Here is a 15,999-nt window from a genome sequence, read left to right as displayed (position 1 = left end):
ATGTCAGTCACCCGCGAAACCGTGGCCAAGATCGCCAGCCTTGCGCGCATCCGCATGGATGAGCCCGAGCTCGACCGCATGGTCCCCGAACTCAACGCCATCCTCGATTGGGTGGAGCAACTGGGCGAAGTCGACACCAGCGGGGTCGAGCCGATGACCGCGGTAATCGCGAACACGCTCCGCCTGCGCGACGACGTGGTCGATGCCGATCCGCTGACCGGCGGCGGCATTCGCGAAAAGGTGCTGGCCAATGCCCCCGCCGCCGAGCACGGCTTTTTCGGCGTACCCAAGGTGATCGAATAGTGACTGACCTGACCGATCTGGGCGTCAAGGCGATCCGCGATGGCGTCGCTTCGGGCGAATTCTCCGCGCGCGAAGTGGCCGAGTCGTTCAACGCGAACGTCGCCGCGGCGCAGGGCGCGCTCAACGCATTCATCGTCGCCACGCCCGAAAGGGCGCTGGAGGCCGCCGAAGCGGTCGACGCGGCACGCGCAAAGGGTGAAGTGCTCGGCAAGATGGCGGGCGTGCCGATCGGCATGAAGGACTTGTTCGCGACCGAGGGCGTGCAGACGACCGCGGCGAGCCACATCCTTGAAGGCTTCGTGCCCGAGTACGAGAGCACCGTTTCCGCCAACCTGTGGAAGGCGGGGGCCGGGATGCTCGGCAAGCTCAATCTCGACCAGTTCGCGATGGGTTCGTCGAACGAGACGAGCTATTTCGGCAACGTGATCTCGCCTTGGCGGGCTAACGACGGCGGCAACGCAGCACTCGCTCCCGGTGGCTCTTCGGGCGGCAGCTCGGCGGCGGTCGCGGCGCGGCTGTGCCCGGCGGCAACCGGGACCGACACCGGCGGCTCGATCCGCCAGCCTGCGGCGTTCGTGGGCATCACCGGCATCAAGCCGACCTATGGCCGATGCAGCCGCTGGGGCGTGGTCGCCTTCGCCTCGAGCCTCGACCAGGCCGGTCCGATGGCGCGCGATGTGGCCGACTGCGCCATCATGCTCGAAGCGATGGCCGGGTTCGATCCCAAGGATTCGACTTCGCTCGACCTGCCGGTGCCGGGATGGGAAGCGGGCCTGTCGGACGACCTGCGCGGCAAGAAGGTCGGCATCCCGCGCGAATACCGGATGGACGGGACCGATCCCGAGATCCTCGCCAGCTGGGACCAGGGCATCGCCTGGCTCAAGGACGCTGGGGCCGAAGTCGTAGAGGTGAGCCTGCCGCACACCAGATACGCGTTGCCGGCCTATTACATCATCGCGCCGGCCGAAGCTTCCAGCAACCTCGCCCGCTACGACGGGGTGCGATACGGCCTGCGCGACCTGCCGCAGGGGGCAGGCCTGCAGGACATGTACGCCGCCACCCGTGCGGCCGGCTTCGGCGAGGAGGTCAAGCGCCGCATCCTCATCGGCACCTACGTGCTCTCGGCTGGCTTCTACGACGCCTACTACAACCAGGCGCAGCGCGTCCGTGCCTTGATCGCCCGCGACTTCGAGCAGGCGTTCGAACAGTGCGACGTGATCCTCGCGCCCACGACGCCGACTGCCAGCTTCCCGCTCGGCGACAAGGTCGACGATCCGCTGGCGATGTATCTCAACGACGTATTCGCCGTGCCCGCAAGCCTCGCCGGCCTGCCCGCGATGAGTGTGCCCTGCGGGCTCAACTCGCAAGGCTTGCCGCTCGGCCTGCAGGTCATCGGCCGCGCTTTCGACGAACAGGGCGTGCTCAACGCGGGCCTGGCGATAGAGCGCCGCGCAGGCTTCACCGCAAAACCGGAGAAATGGTGGTGAGCACCTATCGCATCCACGGCGCCACGGGTGAATGGGAGGTCGTGATCGGCCTCGAGGTCCACGCCCAGGTCACGTCGCACGCCAAGCTGTTCTCGGGCGCCTCGACCGCTTTCGGGGCTGAGCCGAACAGTCAAGTCAGCCTCGTCGATGCGGCGATGCCGGGCATGCTCCCGGTGCCGAACCGCGAGTGCATCCGCCAGGCGGTCCGCACCGGGATGGCGATCGAGGCGCAGATCAACAAGTGGAGCCGGTTCGACCGCAAGAACTACTTCTACGCCGACCTGCCGCAGGGCTACCAGATCTCGCAGCTCTATCATCCGCTTGTCGGTGAAGGCTCGCTGACGATCGAGGCGGACGAGAAGGCTGGCATTCCCGAAGACAAGACAATCGGGATCGAGCGCATCCATGTCGAGCAGGACGCGGGCAAGCTGATGCACGACCAGCATCCTTCGATGTCCTACGTCGATCTGAACCGCTCGGGCGTCGCGCTGATGGAGATCGTAAGCCGGCCGGACATGCGTTCGCCCGCCGAAGCAGGCGCTTACGTGCGAAAGCTGAGGGCGATCCTGCGCTACGTCGGCAGCTGCGACGGCAACATGGAAGAAGGCTCGATGCGTGCCGACGTCAACGTCTCGGTGCGCAAGCCGGGCGAGGAATTCGGCACCCGTACCGAGACCAAGAACGTCAACTCGGTCCGCTTCGTCATGCAGACGATCGAGCACGAGGCTCGTCGCCAGGTCGACCTGATCGAGGATGGCGGCACGGTGGTGCAGGAAACCCGGCTGTTCGATCCGGGCACGGGCACCACGCGCTCGATGCGATCGAAGGAAGACGCGCACGATTACCGCTACTTCCCCGATCCGGACCTGCTGCCGCTGGTGCTGGAGGACGAGTTCCTCGACGAGTGTCGTCAAAGCCTGCCTGAACTGCCCGACGCCAAGAAGCGCCGCTATGTCGAGGAACTGGGGCTCACGCAGTACAACGCGCGCGAACTGACCGCCGACGTCGAGGGCTTTCGCCGCTTCGAGGAACTGCTCGAGGCCACCGCGGCGAAGATCGGCAAGCCGGCGAAGGACATCGCCACGCAAGCCGCCAACTGGACCCTGTCGATCGCGCCCGGCGTGATCAACGCGCTCGGCGACGAGGCGAAGGAAGCCCACGCTACCGCAGATGCGCAGGCCGCGATCCTCGCCCTCCAGGCTGCCGGAGAAATCAGCGGCGGGCAGGCCAAGGAGATCTACGAGATCGTGCTCAGGACCGGGCGCGAACCGGCCGAGATCGCGGAGACCGAAGGCCTCAAGCAACAATCCGACACCGGCGCGATCGAGGCGGAGATCGACAAGGTCCTTGCCGCCAATGCCGACAAGGTCGCCGAATACCGCGGGGGCAAGGACAAACTGTTCGGCTTCTTCGTCGGCCAGACGATGAAGGCCATGGCGGGCAAGGCGAACCCGGCGGTGGTCAACGACCTGCTGAAGGCCAAGCTGGCCGGCTAGGCGGAGGCCTGGCCGATCAGTTCCACAGGCGCTCGCGGTAAGCGTCGAAGCAGCGTTCGCCGCACTTGAGGCGAATGAGCGCGCCTTCGGCCATGGCTGTCGCGCGGCGCGGATCTTCCTCCACGGCGGGGCGGATCGCCTCCTTGTTCCATTCCTCGGAGTGCTTGACGTCGAGTACGGCGTGAAGCGTGAAGTAGCGCGCTTCCTTGGGAGTAAGCCCGACCCGCTTGAGCGCGTCCGCCACCAGCGCCGAACGGCCCGGCGCAGTTAACTCCACCACCCCGAGCGCGCCGACGGAATGCCACGCATAACGCCGGTTGCTCGCCATCGCGGTCATCGCATTGGCCAGCGCGAGACTTTCCCACGCCGTGTTCTCGATGGTCGGATTGACCTGCATGGTTTCGACCAGCGCATCGAGCATCGGGCCGTGCATGCCCTTCTCGGTGCCGTGGCCCATCTCGTCCCAGTAGTTGCGCGCCAGCTCCAGCTTGGGGCGGGTGGGCAGCTTTACCTGGGTCATGGCGACGAGATCGTCGAACCCGGCTTCTCCAGCAGCTTCCTGCTCGAAGAACCAACGCAATTCGTCCTTGTCCGCGTGTTCGGCGAGCCACGGAAACAACGGATCGCCCTGGCCCGGGCCGGTCTGCTTCAATTCTTCGAACCACTCGATGAAGCCTTCGACGTCGGTCGGCGCCATGGCGGCTTCGTCGCGCACTTCCGCGCGCAGCTCCTCCATGAAGGCCCCTTCGAGCCGTAACATGCGCTGGTCCCGGTCCAGGCTCTCGCGCCAGTCCGTTTCGGGAAACCCCGGCGCCAACCGCTGGCGGTTCCACTGGGCCAGCCCGCGCTGGAATACGTCGGTTCGAAACTGCGAAACGCTTCGCGCCCGCAGGTCGGTTGCTCTGGTAGCCATCTGAAAATGTAGTCCTCTGTTCAGAGGACAAGCGAGTGCGGACGCGCAGGGTTCCCGAAAAGTGTCGCGAGTCTTCGTCCTCAGGCGTAGCGAGCCCGTTCCACCCGCGCCCGTCCGTGCGCCTTGGCCGACAGCAGCGCCAGTTCGGCAGCCCTCAGGGTGGCATCGGCGCTGTCAGCGAACGGGGCAAGCCCGGCGCTTGCGGTAAGCCGGTGTCCCCGGTGTGCGGCGACGTCCATCTCACCCATCGCGGCCACGACGCGTTCGCAGGCGTCCCGCGCCTGGTTCTCGCTCGAATCGGGTAAAAGCACGCCGAAGGTCCCGCCGTCGATGCGCGAAAGGATATCGTCCGCGCGGAGCAAGCTGCGCAGCAGGCGCGCAAAGGCTATCAGCACGCGGTCGCCGCCGCTGTGCCCGTGCCGCAGGTTGATCGTGCGGAAATGGTCAAGGTCGAACAGGGCGAGGTGGCCGGGCGAGGATGTCTCGACAAGGTGCCCCAGCATCCGCACGAAGGCGTTGCGGTTAGTGAGGTTGGTCAGCGGATCCGTCATCGCCGCAACGAACAACCGGTTCTCCAGCGCGCGCCGGTCTTCGGTCGATCGCAGAATGCCCAGCACTCCGTCACCCTCGGGCACTCCACCGAGCTTCATCTCCATCCATTGCTCGGCACCATCCTGGCCAACCGACAGGATCTCTATCCATCCGCTGCCGGTGCTGCCTGCAAGCGCCAGGCAATGCTCTGCCAGCACTATATCGGTATAGGAGTGGTGCACCAGTTCGAGCAGATGGCGACCCACGGGATCCCCGGCGAACGCCATGCCCAGGCTCGCGCTGGCGGGCGTGGCGTGAACGATATGGCCGCGCCGATCGGTCTTGATCACCAGGTCGGTCGGGCTCGTGGCCACTAACCGATATAGGACCGAGCACTCGCCCGGCGAAATATTGCCCCACATATGCGACGCCCCCGCATGATCTTCTTCGGTCCACCCCAAGTAGGACCGAAGAAATAAGTCCGTTGCGCGTAAGGAGCCCCCAACGCGCTGCGACACCCGGCAGTAAAAGCTACCGCCGACCGTAAGCGAAGCGTCGTTAGATTTCGCGTTAAGTAAGACTAACTGTCTGACTTAATTGAGAAAAAGACGATTCGTTAACCACGTCCGTCTTTTGTGATTTCGCAAGATTGTGCAAGACTTTTTGCACAGTAGTGGTGCCTACAGCTCGATCATGATGCGTACGCGCACCGGTTCAACTCCGTACGCGGCGGCGATGCGACGGCGGTTCTGCTCGAGCTCTTCGGAAGGCCCCGAAGGGGCTGGCTCCAGCCCGGCGGGAGTGACGCCCAGCGCGGCGGCCAACGCCGTGAGCCGTCGTTCGACCGGGCGGGACTTGCCGTGCTCCCACGCCCAGACCGTTGGCTTGCTTACCCCCAACCGGCTGGCGATGTCGCCGAGCGACAGGCCCCGCTCGGTGCGAAGGCGGTGAAGGCGCGAGCCGAAATTTTCCGCATCGCGCCGATCCTCTCCGGGCTCGAGCGCATCGCCGCGAAGTTGGGCTGCGCTCAGGGCGGCGCTGTCCAGTGGCTCGGTAAGCTGGCAGCCGAACATCGGCGCACTGGTCCAGATCACCTCTGCACTCCGCTCGCCCGCTTCGGGCAGCTCGACTGCGAAAACCTCGCCCTGCACAAGGGGGGCGCGGGTTTCGATCAGGAGACCCGTGGCGGAAATATTGTGCACCGTGACGGGAATCTCTCCGCCGCGTGAGAACCGACCCGCCACACCAAGGCGCAGCGTGCGACGCGCTGCACCGCGCCGATTGGCGGAATCTTCCTCGAAACGGGCTTCGAACGTCACCTGCGACTCCTTGTCGGCGCTTTTATCGAGCGCCAGAATCGCGGAACGGAGTTAAGACCGGGTTAGTTTTTGCCTGCTGCCGGTCGCACCCGCGGCTCCACTCGCCGGATCATTCCTTCCTGCGCGACGCTGGCGACCAGGCGACCGTTCTGGAATATCTCACCACGGTTGAACCCGCGGCTCCCGCCCGACCACGGACTGTCGCAATGATAGAGCAGCCACTCGTCGGCGCGGAACGGCGCGTGGAACCAGATCGCGTGGTCGAGGCTGGCGCTTTTCACCTCGCCGCGCATCCAGGAAAGCCCGTGCGGCATGATGCTGGTGCCGAGCAACTGCATGTCCGACAGGTAGGCGAGGACGGCGCGGTGAATGACGGGATCGTCGGGCAGGCGGCTGCGGGCGCGGAACCAGGAGTTCTGCACCGGCTCTTGCGGCCCCTCTGTCAGCCAGTGGCGTCCCGTTGCGGCCTTGATCTCGATCGGGCGCGGTTCGGTGAAGAAGTGTCGCGCGCGCTCCGGCATGTCGGCGGCCACGCGTTCGCGCAGGACCTCGTCGCTTTCCAGTTCGTCGGGGCCGGGAACCGACGGCACTTCGACCCGCTCGTGCTCCAGCCCGGGCTGGTGCTTCTGGAAACTGGCTGCGAGGTTCAGGATCGGCTGCAGATCGCCATCGGGGCCGGGTTGGCTCGCCACCACCCGCCGATTGGAGAAGCTGCCGCCGTCGAGCTGGCGATCGACCGCCAGCTGGATCGGATGATCCTCGCTGCCGCCACGCAGGAAATAGGCGTGGAGGGAATGGGCGGAGCGGTCGTCGTCGACCGTGCGTTCGGCTGCGATCAAGGCCTGTGCGATCACCTGCCCGCCGAACACGCGGCCCACGCCGCCTTTCTTGCGCGGCCCTTCGTACCGGTCATCGCCCAAAGGCGCGGGATCGAGCAGGGCAAGGAGATCGGCAACGAGTTGTTCGTCGGTTGGCTTGTCGGTCATGGCGCCGCCTTGCGGCAGCTTTACGCTTGCGTCAACTTGCTCCGGCGACCCTGCGCCAGGCGCGAAAGGCGAGCGCCTTGGCACGGTTGCGGCGTGGCCAGCGGCCGGGCGGGCGGGGGTTGAGGCCAGCCTTGCGCAACAGGCCATTCCAGCAGCGGGCGTCCGCCTCGGCGAAGCTCCAGTCGCTGCGCCACGTTATCGAAAGTGAGATGGAGCTGGCCGGCCCGTTACGAACGAAGTGCGGCGCCATTACCGGCACCATCAGCGCCTCGCCCGGACCGATCGGGAACTCCCGCCCGCCTGCCGCGAGCTCGTCGCGCCAGACCAGCTCGCGCGGTCCCCCCGAGTGATAGCTTTCGTGCGTGGCATCGGGCGCGAAGCAGGGATCGCCAGCGGGGAACTGGGTCATCACCTTCGAACCGACGAGCTGGAGGAGAATGTTGTGCTCCGGATCGAAGTGGTAGGGCGTGACCGCGTTCGGGCTGGAAATGAACACGAAGCCTTGCGGGCGCAGCATGGCGCCCGTCTTCGCCTCGATTCCGGCCCTCAGTTCACTCAGCAGGCCCAGCAATAGCGCCTCGTAAGCGGGATCCTGCTCTATGTTTTTGAGCACTGCCCAGCTGTTGCTGGTGGCGATGTGCCGGATGGTGTCCTCGATGCCCAGGCCGGTTGGCGCGGGCTTGCCGTCGATGCCGATCGGCAGGTCCCCGCGGTTGTATTCGATCGATCGATCCGGAAGCTTGCCCGCGAGGGCGGCCAGCGAGTCGAGTGCCAGCAACGGGTGGTCGGTGAGCCCGTGGCGTATGATAGCCGGACTTTCCGGATAGGCGGCCGCGAAAGCGGCGCGCGCGCCTTCGTCGAACACGGTGCGGTCAAGCGCGGTGAAGCCGGTTCGGGCGTCCATTGCTACAGTCCTTCAAGCGGGGCGCCGGTCTCGGCGCGGAAGATGATGGACGCTATCGCGCGGCGCAGCGGGCCGCCGATGGCCACGCTGACACGCACGATGCGCCGCTTTTCGCGCCAGATGCGCTCGATCATCGGATGGTCCGCCGCGGCGCAACTGTCGCACCAGGCGATGTCTTCGCGCGCCAGCATGTCCAGGTTCTCGCGCTGGAGCAGAACCCCGGGCGAGAACTTCGCCAGCCGCTCGTCGTAAGCGGTCTTGAAGCTGTAGGCGCCTGGGGGGGTGATGAAGTTCGCCAGCATCGCCACCGGGGCGCCGTCGAGCGTGAGCGACAGCCGCTCGAGCCGTCCATGCTCCGCTGCCCCGCCCAATGCATTGCGGAAGAACGTCGCCTTGGCCGGATCGCAGGCGAGGGCGGAGCCCAGTTTGCCTTTCCACCCGGCGCGCTCGAGAGCCAGGAACGCATCGGTCCACTGGGCAAGGCCTTCGTCGTCCGTGCGGCGTTCGAATGCCAGGTCCCCCAGTTCCGCAAGGCGGGCATGCTGGCGGCGCAGTTCCTTGCGCTTCTTGCCACTCATCGACGCATCGAAGTAATCTTGCGGCGAAAGATCCGAGGCGAGCAGCGCACGGTCTATCCGGTGGACCACTGCCCCGGGACGGCGCTCCACGGCACAGACGTCGCGCAGCGCGGCGTAGAGCGGTCCGTCGGCAGGAAGCCCATCCAGGTGAAGGAACAGCGCCACGCCAGAGTGGGTGTCCGCCCACGCAAGCAGGTCGCGCCAGAACGCGTGTTCGTGGCCGGCGGCTACCAGAGGCGCGCCGCAGAACGCATTCGCGTGCAGCCAGCCCGTCAGGTGCGGGAACGGATACTGTTCGTAGCGGCGGCAGCGGGCGAGGGGCAGCAGGCCGACGAGGCGGCCCTCTTCCCTCAGGGTCGCAAGCTGCACCCCGCCATCGGGATCGAGCGCCGCGAGCCCGGCCTCCAGGCACCATCGCTCCGCGAACGGATTGGGTTCGGCCGCCAGTGCTGCGAGCATATCCCAGCCTTCACGGTCCGCGAATGCGCGCCAGGAAACCGCGGCGAAGTCGGCGGCGCCATCGCCCATTGTCCGGCCGAGTCCGAGCGTTTGTTCCACGCCTGAGCGGTTATCGCATCCGGCTGGAGGAAGCTTTAACGCGCTCAGCAAAAACCCCGCCCCGTATCGAAACGGGGCGGGGTCATGCTCACCCGTTAAGGGCAGATCCGCTTATGCGGCTGCGTAGAGCGCCGCGAGCAGGAGCAGCGCGACGATGTTGGTGATCTTGATCATCGGGTTCACGGCCGGCCCGGCGGTGTCCTTGTAGGGATCGCCGACCGTGTCGCCGGTCACCGCGGCCTTGTGCCCTTCCGAGCCCTTGCCGCCGTGATGGCCGTCCTCGATGTACTTCTTGGCGTTGTCCCAGGCGCCGCCGCCCGAAGTCATCGAGACCGCGACGAAAAGTCCGCCGACGATCACGCCGAGGAGCAGCGCGCCCAAGGCCGCGAAGCCGTTCGATTGGCCGGCGACCGCCGTGATCACGTAGTACACCACGATCGGCGCGAGCACCGGCAGCAGCGAGGGAACGATCATCTCCTTGATCGCCGCCTTGGTCACGAGGTCCACCGTGCGGGCATAGTCCGGCTTCGAGGTGCCTTCCATGATGCCCTTGTTGCTGGCGAACTGTTCGCGCACGTCCTTGACCACGTCGCCCGCAGCGCGGCCCACCGCCGTCATGCCCATCGACCCGAACAGGTAGGGGAGCAGCGCGCCGAGCAGGAGCCCGACGATGACGTATGGGTTCTCGAGGCTGAAATCGACCTCGAGCGCGGGGAAGAACTCGCGCAAGTCGGCGGTGAAGGCGGCGAACAGCACCAGCGCGGCGAGGCCGGCCGATCCGATCGCATAACCCTTGGTCACCGCCTTGGTGGTGTTGCCAACCGCGTCGAGCGCGTCGGTCTTTTCGCGGACCGAATCGTCCATTCCTGCCATCTCGGCGATGCCGCCGGCGTTGTCGGTCACCGGGCCATAGGCGTCGAGCGCCACGACCATGCCGGCCAGCGCCAGCATCGCGGTGGCCGCATAGGCGATGCCCATGAGGCCGGCGAGCTTGAAGGCGATGATGATGCCGGCGCAGATCACCAGCGTCGGCAGCGCGGTCGCTTCCATGCTGATTGCAAGGCCCTGGATCACGTTGGTGCCGTGGCCCGTTTCCGAAGCCTTGGCGATCGAGCGGACCGGGCGATAGTTGGTGCCGGTGTAGTACTCGGTGATCCAGATAATGAGGCCGGTGATGATGAGGCCGAGAAGCGCGCACCAGAACAGCGTCATGCCGCTGTAGCTCTGCCCGCCGATCGCCGCGTTCATGTCGCCGAGCGCGTAGTTGATCGCCCACCAGATGGCGGGAACCGAGAGCACGGCGGTGACGAGGAAGCCCTTGTACATCGCGCCCATGATGTTCTTGCCGCCGCCGAGGCGTACGAAATACGTCCCGATGATCGAGGTGACGATGCACACGCCGCCAATCAGCAGCGGAAGCGCCATCATCGCCATCAGGTTGTCGGCGCCCTTGAGCAGCAGCGCAGTCAGCACCATCGTGGCGCCGACGGTGACGACGTACGTCTCGAACAGGTCGGCGGCCATGCCGGCGCAGTCACCGACGTTGTCGCCCACGTTGTCGGCGATCACCGCGGGGTTGCGCGGATCGTCCTCCGGGATGCCCGCTTCGACCTTGCCGACGAGGTCCGCGCCGACGTCGGCCGCCTTGGTGAAGATGCCGCCACCCAGACGCGCGAAGATCGAGATCAGCGATGCGCCGAAGGCCAGCGCGGTGAGCGCCTGGACCACGGTGCGGTCCTCTCCACCGACGGTGTAGCCACCGGGCCCGATAAGGTACCAGTAGAACACCGCGATCGCGAGCAGCGCGAGGCCGGCCACCAGCATCCCGGTGATCGCGCCGGCGCGGAAAGCGAGGGTGAGGCCGTTCTGCAGACCGACTTGCGCCGCAGCGGCGGTGCGAACGTTCGACCGGACCGAGATGTTCATCCCGATGAAGCCCGCGACGCCCGACAGGACCGCGCCGATCACGAACCCGGCCGCCGAAATGCCGCCGAGAAAGATCGCGACCACGATGGCGACGATCACGCCGACGATGGCGATGGTGGTGTACTGGCGCCGCAGATAGGCCTGTGCGCCTTCCTGGATCGCCGCGGCGATCTCCTGCATCCGTTCGCTTCCGGCGCTCGCTCCGAGCACCTGGCGGCTGGTGACGAAGCCGTAGACGACTGCCAGCAACCCGAGAATTATCGCTATGGTAACAAGGTCCACGAAGTCCCCTCCTGCTTGGTGGAAATCACCGCTTCTCCCGAGCGGCAGAGGCGGAGAGGTATAGGGCCGCGACTCGGGTTCGCAAGCCTGAAACCGCGCCGGGTAATTTAAGGCTCAGGCTCCGTGCGAATACCCCAACCGGTCGTCCTGGCGGGGAGGAACACCGTCGAGCAGCAAGGGCGTCTCATCCGGGCGCAATACCCGCCCGATCCGATGGGCCGGGACGGGTGGGGAGGTGCCTTCGGGAAGGGTAAACAGCAGTTGGTAGTCGTCGCCCCAGCGCAGCGCATCGCCGCGCCTGCCTTCGGGAACGGCAATCGGCACCTGTCCGGTTGCGAGATCGATGGTGACGCCGCTCGCGCGGGCGAGACGCGCGGCATCGAGCAAGACTCCGTCGGACACGTCCATCATCGCTGTCACAAATGGAGCAAGCGCGCGACCTTCGCCCAGCAGCGGACGCGGGCGGCGGTAGGCGATACTGTCACCCTGCTGGCCATTCCGCAGCGCCTCCAGGCCGATCATCGCCGCGCCAACCGGACCGGTAATCCACAGCGCATCTCCCTCTCGCGCGCCTGCGCGCGAAGGCACTGGCCGATGAGTGGCGCGTCCGATCGCGGTCAATCCCAGGGCGCGCGGCGCGCCACCAGAAACCGTGTCCCCGCCGAGAAGCGGCACGCCATATGCCGCCAGCACCTCCTCCAGACCGGCGAGGAAACGCTCGTCGTCTTCATCCAGCATGAAGCCGAGCAGCACCCCCACTGGCTCCGCTCCCTTGGCGGCAAGGTCCGAGAGGTTCACCGCGACCAGCTTCCAGGCGACATCGGCCATGTCCTGTCCCGGCAGCCAGTGGACGCCTTCGACCATCATGTCGTGGGTAAGAACCAGCGCTTCGCCGCCGATTTCCAGCACTGCGGCATCGTCATCGAAACCGCGCGCGGCGGGACTGGTCGCCAGCCGGCGCAGCGCGTCGATGAAGGCGAACTCGCCCGTCAGCGCACGCCCTTCGCGACCGCGTCGAGCACGCCGTTGACGAACTTGGCTTCCCGGTCGTCGAAAAAGGCCTTGGCGACATCGACCCACTCGCTGATCGCGGCGGCGACGGGAACGTCCGCGCGGGCGAGCAGTTCGTAGGCCCCGGCGCGCAGGATCTGCAGCATTGTCTTGTCGAGCCTTTTCAAGGTCCAGCCTTCCGCGAGGCGGGCCGTCAGGAGGTCGTCGATTTCCGCCCCCCGGGCGATTGCGCCGCGAACCAGATCGTCGAAGAAATCGACCTCGGCGTCGGCGAATTCATCATCGTCGATCGTATGGCCAAGGCGGTGCTGGTGGAACTCGTCGAGCAGGCGCGCGGTCGGCGTGCCTTCCAACTGATGCTGATAAAGCGCTTGAACAGCCGCCAAACGGGCCGCCGAACGCGCCTGACTGCGCGGGGAAGTGTTCATTTCAGGCGAACCTCGATCGAATTGGCGTGCGCGGGCAGGCCCTCGGCATGGGCAAGCGCCGCGGCGGCGGGGCCGATAACGGCCAGCGAGTTGTGATTCATCTCGATAAAGCTCGTACGCTTCATGAAATCGATCACCGACAGCCCGCTGGAGAACCGTGCGCGGCGACCTGTGGGGAGAACGTGGTTGGGCCCGGCGACGTAATCACCGACCGCCTCGGGCGCCATGCGGCCGATGAACATGCTGCCGGCGTGGCGGATGCCGTCGAGGAAAGGCGCGGTATCGTTCACCGCCAGTTCGACGTGCTCGGCGGCGAGCCGATTGGCGAGGCCGATCGCCTGGTCGAGCCGCTCCACGACCACGATGACCCCGTGATCGTCCCAACTGGCGCGCGCGGTGCGGCGGGTGGACAGCATGGCGCACTGTACGTCGATCCGGTCCGCCACCTGATCCGCGAACTCCTCGTCGTCGGTGATAAGGATTGATTGCGCGTCAGGGTCGTGCTCGGCCTGGCTGAGTAGGTCGGCGGCGATCCAGTCGGGATCGTTCTTGTTGTCCGCAATGACAAGGATTTCGCTCGGCCCGGCGACCATGTCGATCCCGACGACGCCATAAAGCTGGCGCTTCGCCTCCGCCACCCAGGCGTTGCCGGGGCCGGTGACGACGTCCACGCGGCGAATCCGATCGGTCCCGTACGCCAGGGCGGCAACCGCCTGCGCGCCGCCGACGCGCCAGATCTCGTCCACTCCGGCCAAGTGCGCGGCGGCCAGGACCAGCGGGTTTGTCTGACCCTTCGGCGTCGGGGTGACAACCACCAGCCGCTCCACGCCGGCGACCTTGGCCGGAATGGCGTTCATCAGCAGCGAGGAAGGATAGGCCGCGCGGCCCCCCGGAACGTAGAGCCCCGCGGCATCCACGGGCCGCCACCGCGCGCCCAGCCGCACGCCGGCGGAGTCGATCTCGTCACGGTCGGTCGGGCGCTGGCTTTCGTGGTAGGTGCGGATGCGTTCGGCGGCGAGGACCAGCGCGTCCCGCAAGGTCGGCTCGAGCCCTTCGAACGCCGCCGCGCAATCGGCCAGGTCGATGCGCCAGTCGCCGTCCTCGGTGAGTTGGTGATCGTCGAACCGCTGGGTGTATTCGCTGAGCGCCACGTCGCCCTTGGCCTTCACCCGCGAAATGATCGCGGCGACATCGGCGGCGACGTCGCCCGCGCCTTCGCGCCGGTCGTCGACGATCCGGCGGAACCCCTTTTCGAAATCGACATCGGTGGTGCGCAGCAGCTTCATGCGGCAAGCTCCCGGAAACGCTCGACCAGCGCGGACACGCGCGGATCGGTCTTGAGCGCGGCGCGGTTGGCGATCAGGCGCGCGCTCACTTCCATCACGGTGGCGGTCTCCACCAGCCCGTTCTCCACCAGGGTCCGCCCGCTTTCGACAAGATCAACAATTCGTCCCGCGAGGCCCAGCGCGGGGGCGATCTCCATCGCCCCGTTGAGCTTCACGCATTCCGCCTGCACGCCGCGCGCCTCGAAATACTGGCGGGTGAGGCCGGGGTACTTGGTGGCGACCCGCACGTGGCTCGCCCCGTCGATCGAGGCCGCGCCCGCCGCCGGTTCGGCCACCGACAGGCGGCAACGGCCGATGCCCAGGTCGACGGGGGCGTAAAGGTCCGAATAATCGAACTCCTCGATCACGTCGGAGCCGACGATGCCGACCTGCGCCGCCCCGTGCGCGACGAAAGTCGCGACGTCGAACGCGCGCACGCGGATGACGCGGTAATCCTCGCTGGTGCAGCCGAAGGCCAGCCGCCGGTCGGACTTGTCGTGAAAGCCCGCTTCGGGCACCACTCCGGCGCGCGCCATAAGCGGCAGCGCCTCGTCGAGGATGCGCCCCTTGGGGACGGCGAATGTCAGCGGTGCAGGCATCGCCGCGCGCTTAGGGCGCAAGGGCTGAAAGGGCAACGCTACGATGGCTGAGGGCGAGGGCAAGACAGACTATCAGTTCGTCGACATCGACGTCGCCGGCGACGGCGCGGTCGCGACCGCCTTCGCCAACCAGGTCGCCTATTGCGAGGCGGCAGGCGCGCCGATCACCGCCCGCGTGGTCGCGGCGGTCGCTTCCTTGCTGAAAAGCGACGAGCCGGGCGCGCTGCTCGACCGCATCCGCAAATGGCAGGGCGCCCCGCTGGCCGACGCGCTGCCGCTGCGCATCGCGGGCGGGCTGCACGCGCTCTACCTGTCCGATGCCCAGCCCGAGCTTGGCGGCATCTATCGCGGCGAGGCGGTCGACGACGTGGCGCTGGTGCGCGAGGCGATCGCCGCGCACGAGGCGCCGCTGATGGCCTGGCTCGCCGGTCCGCCACAGACGAACGAAGCCGGGCGCTCGTCGAACTTCGCCGCGGCGATGCTGTGGCTGGCGGAGAAGGGCCTGCCGCCGCGCTTCGAGTGCCTCGAGATCGGATCGAGCGCGGGCATCAACCTGATCATGGACCGCTACGCCTACGATCTGGGCGGGGTGCGCGTCGGGCCGGACAAACCGGCGATGGCGTTCGCGCCCGAATGGCAAGGCGATCCGCCGCCGAGCCACGAGATCGAGGTCGCCAGCCTGAGGGGCTGCGATGTCGCCCCGGTGGACCTGACCGACCCGCAACAGGCGCTTCGCTTGAAGGCTTATATTTGGCCAGAGCACGCGGTGCGCTTCGAACGGATGGATGCGGCGATCAGGGCAGCGAGTGAGCGCGCGCCCGACCTCGTCGAGATGAACGCGGCGGATTTTGTCGAGAGGGAACTCGCGCGACCGCAGCAAGAGGGCGTCACCCGCGTGCTCATGCATTCGATCGTCTGGCAGTATGTGCCCAAGGACCAGCAGGCGCGCGTGACCGCAGCGATGGAGGCGGCCGGAGCGCAGGCGACTGTGGAGTGCCCGCTCGCCTGGGTCGCACTGGAGGCCAACCGCGAGACGCACCGGCACGAGATGGTCGTACGCTACTGGCCGGGGGGCGAGGAGCGCAGGTTACTCGCCGAGGCGCACCCGCACGGAGCCTGGATCAGGTGGATGGCCTAAGGGTCGTCCTCTCTCGCGACGATCGCTTCGAAGTCCGATTCCCGGGTTCCATCCAATTGCGGACTATGAAGCGCCAATTCAGTCCCGGCCGCGATCATCAAGGGTCACGGTTGCTAGGCTGGCCTTGCATGCTCCAGCAAATCGTGATAATGATAAGCATTCGCAAAGGAAGCTCGGATGTACTGTCCTGAATGCTGCCAGATCCCGGGTCCGGG

15 protein-coding genes are annotated in these 15,999 nt (G+C 66.7%); 4 read left to right on the top strand and 11 right to left on the bottom strand.

Annotated features, from left to right (window positions below; all coding sequences use genetic code 11):
* The 3 genes from gatC to gatB are packed head-to-tail and all read left to right on the top strand — an operon-like array spanning position 1 to position 3,286.
* Positions 1-303 (top strand): Asp-tRNA(Asn)/Glu-tRNA(Gln) amidotransferase subunit GatC, encoded by a 303-nt coding sequence (gene gatC / locus IEW58_RS09285; RefSeq protein WP_188644859.1) that lies wholly within the window; start codon positions 1-3, stop codon positions 301-303.
* A complete protein-coding gene (gatA, locus tag IEW58_RS09280; protein WP_188644858.1) occupies positions 303-1,790 on the top strand; it encodes an Asp-tRNA(Asn)/Glu-tRNA(Gln) amidotransferase subunit GatA in 1,488 nt (495 codons plus the stop codon). The genes gatC and gatA overlap by 1 nt, the downstream gene beginning before the upstream one ends.
* A complete protein-coding gene (gatB, locus tag IEW58_RS09275) occupies positions 1,781-3,286 on the top strand; it encodes an Asp-tRNA(Asn)/Glu-tRNA(Gln) amidotransferase subunit GatB (protein ID WP_188644857.1) in 1,506 nt (501 codons plus the stop codon). The genes gatA and gatB overlap by 10 nt, the downstream gene beginning before the upstream one ends.
* Before the next feature lie 16 nt (positions 3,287-3,302).
* On the opposite strand, the gene IEW58_RS09270 is transcribed toward gatB, so the two are convergent.
* The 11 genes from IEW58_RS09270 to hisG all read right to left on the bottom strand — a co-directional run bounded on the left by IEW58_RS09270 (position 3,303) and on the right by hisG (position 14,646).
* Positions 3,303-4,199, bottom strand: a complete 897-nt coding sequence (locus IEW58_RS09270; protein WP_188644856.1) for an iron-containing redox enzyme family protein — start codon at positions 4,197-4,199, stop codon at positions 3,303-3,305.
* Between the two features lie 80 nt (positions 4,200-4,279).
* Complete coding sequence (locus IEW58_RS09265) at positions 4,280-5,104, bottom strand: GGDEF domain-containing protein (protein WP_188644855.1); 825 nt, start codon at positions 5,102-5,104, stop codon at positions 4,280-4,282.
* A 306-nt stretch (positions 5,105-5,410) separates the two neighbouring features.
* The gene (locus IEW58_RS09260; RefSeq protein WP_188644854.1) at positions 5,411-6,049 is read right to left on the bottom strand and encodes a helix-turn-helix domain-containing protein; all 639 of its coding nucleotides are present in this window, start codon (positions 6,047-6,049) and stop codon (positions 5,411-5,413) included.
* Positions 6,050-6,111: 62 nt separating this feature from the next.
* Positions 6,112-7,035: an acyl-CoA thioesterase gene (locus IEW58_RS09255; protein ID WP_188644853.1), complete on the bottom strand. Its 924-nt coding sequence runs from the start codon at positions 7,033-7,035 to the stop codon at positions 6,112-6,114.
* Positions 7,036-7,066: 31 nt separating this feature from the next.
* On the bottom strand, positions 7,067-7,939 hold the full coding sequence (locus tag IEW58_RS09250; protein ID WP_188644852.1) for a cupin domain-containing protein: 873 nt from the start codon (positions 7,937-7,939) through the stop codon (positions 7,067-7,069).
* A 2-nt stretch (positions 7,940-7,941) separates the two neighbouring features.
* The gene (locus IEW58_RS09245) at positions 7,942-9,075 is read right to left on the bottom strand and encodes a GNAT family N-acetyltransferase (RefSeq protein ID WP_229658524.1); all 1,134 of its coding nucleotides are present in this window, start codon (positions 9,073-9,075) and stop codon (positions 7,942-7,944) included.
* Positions 9,076-9,186: 111 nt separating this feature from the next.
* Complete coding sequence (locus IEW58_RS09240; RefSeq protein WP_188644851.1) at positions 9,187-11,283, bottom strand: sodium-translocating pyrophosphatase; 2,097 nt, start codon at positions 11,281-11,283, stop codon at positions 9,187-9,189.
* A 114-nt stretch (positions 11,284-11,397) separates the two neighbouring features.
* Positions 11,398-12,276 (bottom strand): thiamine-phosphate kinase, encoded by an 879-nt coding sequence (gene thiL / locus IEW58_RS09235; RefSeq protein ID WP_188645748.1) that lies wholly within the window; start codon positions 12,274-12,276, stop codon positions 11,398-11,400.
* Complete coding sequence (gene nusB / locus IEW58_RS09230) at positions 12,273-12,722, bottom strand: transcription antitermination factor NusB (protein ID WP_188644850.1); 450 nt, start codon at positions 12,720-12,722, stop codon at positions 12,273-12,275. Before nusB ends, thiL begins: the two co-directional genes overlap by 4 nt.
* A complete protein-coding gene (gene hisD, locus IEW58_RS09225; protein WP_188644849.1) occupies positions 12,719-14,008 on the bottom strand; it encodes a histidinol dehydrogenase in 1,290 nt (429 codons plus the stop codon). The genes nusB and hisD overlap by 4 nt, the downstream gene beginning before the upstream one ends.
* The gene (hisG, locus tag IEW58_RS09220) at positions 14,005-14,646 is read right to left on the bottom strand and encodes an ATP phosphoribosyltransferase (protein WP_188644848.1); all 642 of its coding nucleotides are present in this window, start codon (positions 14,644-14,646) and stop codon (positions 14,005-14,007) included. Before hisG ends, hisD begins: the two co-directional genes overlap by 4 nt.
* A gap of 43 nt (positions 14,647-14,689) precedes the next feature.
* Here hisG and IEW58_RS09215 point away from each other — a divergent pair, with 43 nt between their 5' ends.
* A complete protein-coding gene (locus IEW58_RS09215; RefSeq protein WP_188644847.1) occupies positions 14,690-15,784 on the top strand; it encodes a DUF2332 domain-containing protein in 1,095 nt (364 codons plus the stop codon).
* The last annotated feature ends 215 nt before the right edge of the window (positions 15,785-15,999 follow it).

This window comes from Tsuneonella deserti, from assembly GCF_014644315.1.
Taxonomy (GTDB): domain Bacteria; phylum Pseudomonadota; class Alphaproteobacteria; order Sphingomonadales; family Sphingomonadaceae; genus Tsuneonella; species Tsuneonella deserti.
The sequence above is the reverse complement of the archived record's forward strand: the minus strand, read 5'-3'. Positions and strand labels throughout refer to the sequence as shown.

What these genes read in the sequence shown, in the direction of transcription:
- IEW58_RS09255 (WP_188644853.1), bottom strand. Translation starts at nt 7,035, where the DNA reads ATGACCGACAAGCCAACCGACGAACAACTCGTTGCCGATCTCCTTGCC.
- IEW58_RS09270 (WP_188644856.1), bottom strand. Translation starts at nt 4,199, where the DNA reads ATGGCTACCAGAGCAACCGACCTGCGGGCGCGAAGCGTTTCGCAGTTT.
- gatC (WP_188644859.1), top strand. Translation starts at nt 1, where the DNA reads ATGTCAGTCACCCGCGAAACCGTGGCCAAGATCGCCAGCCTTGCGCGC.
- IEW58_RS09215 (WP_188644847.1), top strand. Translation starts at nt 14,690, where the DNA reads ATGGCTGAGGGCGAGGGCAAGACAGACTATCAGTTCGTCGACATCGAC.
- hisD (WP_188644849.1), bottom strand. Translation starts at nt 14,008, where the DNA reads ATGAAGCTGCTGCGCACCACCGATGTCGATTTCGAAAAGGGGTTCCGC.
- hisG (WP_188644848.1), bottom strand. Translation starts at nt 14,646, where the DNA reads ATGCCTGCACCGCTGACATTCGCCGTCCCCAAGGGGCGCATCCTCGAC.
- gatB (WP_188644857.1), top strand. Translation starts at nt 1,781, where the DNA reads ATGGTGGTGAGCACCTATCGCATCCACGGCGCCACGGGTGAATGGGAG.
- nusB (WP_188644850.1), bottom strand. Translation starts at nt 12,722, where the DNA reads ATGAACACTTCCCCGCGCAGTCAGGCGCGTTCGGCGGCCCGTTTGGCG.
- IEW58_RS09250 (WP_188644852.1), bottom strand. Translation starts at nt 7,939, where the DNA reads ATGGACGCCCGAACCGGCTTCACCGCGCTTGACCGCACCGTGTTCGAC.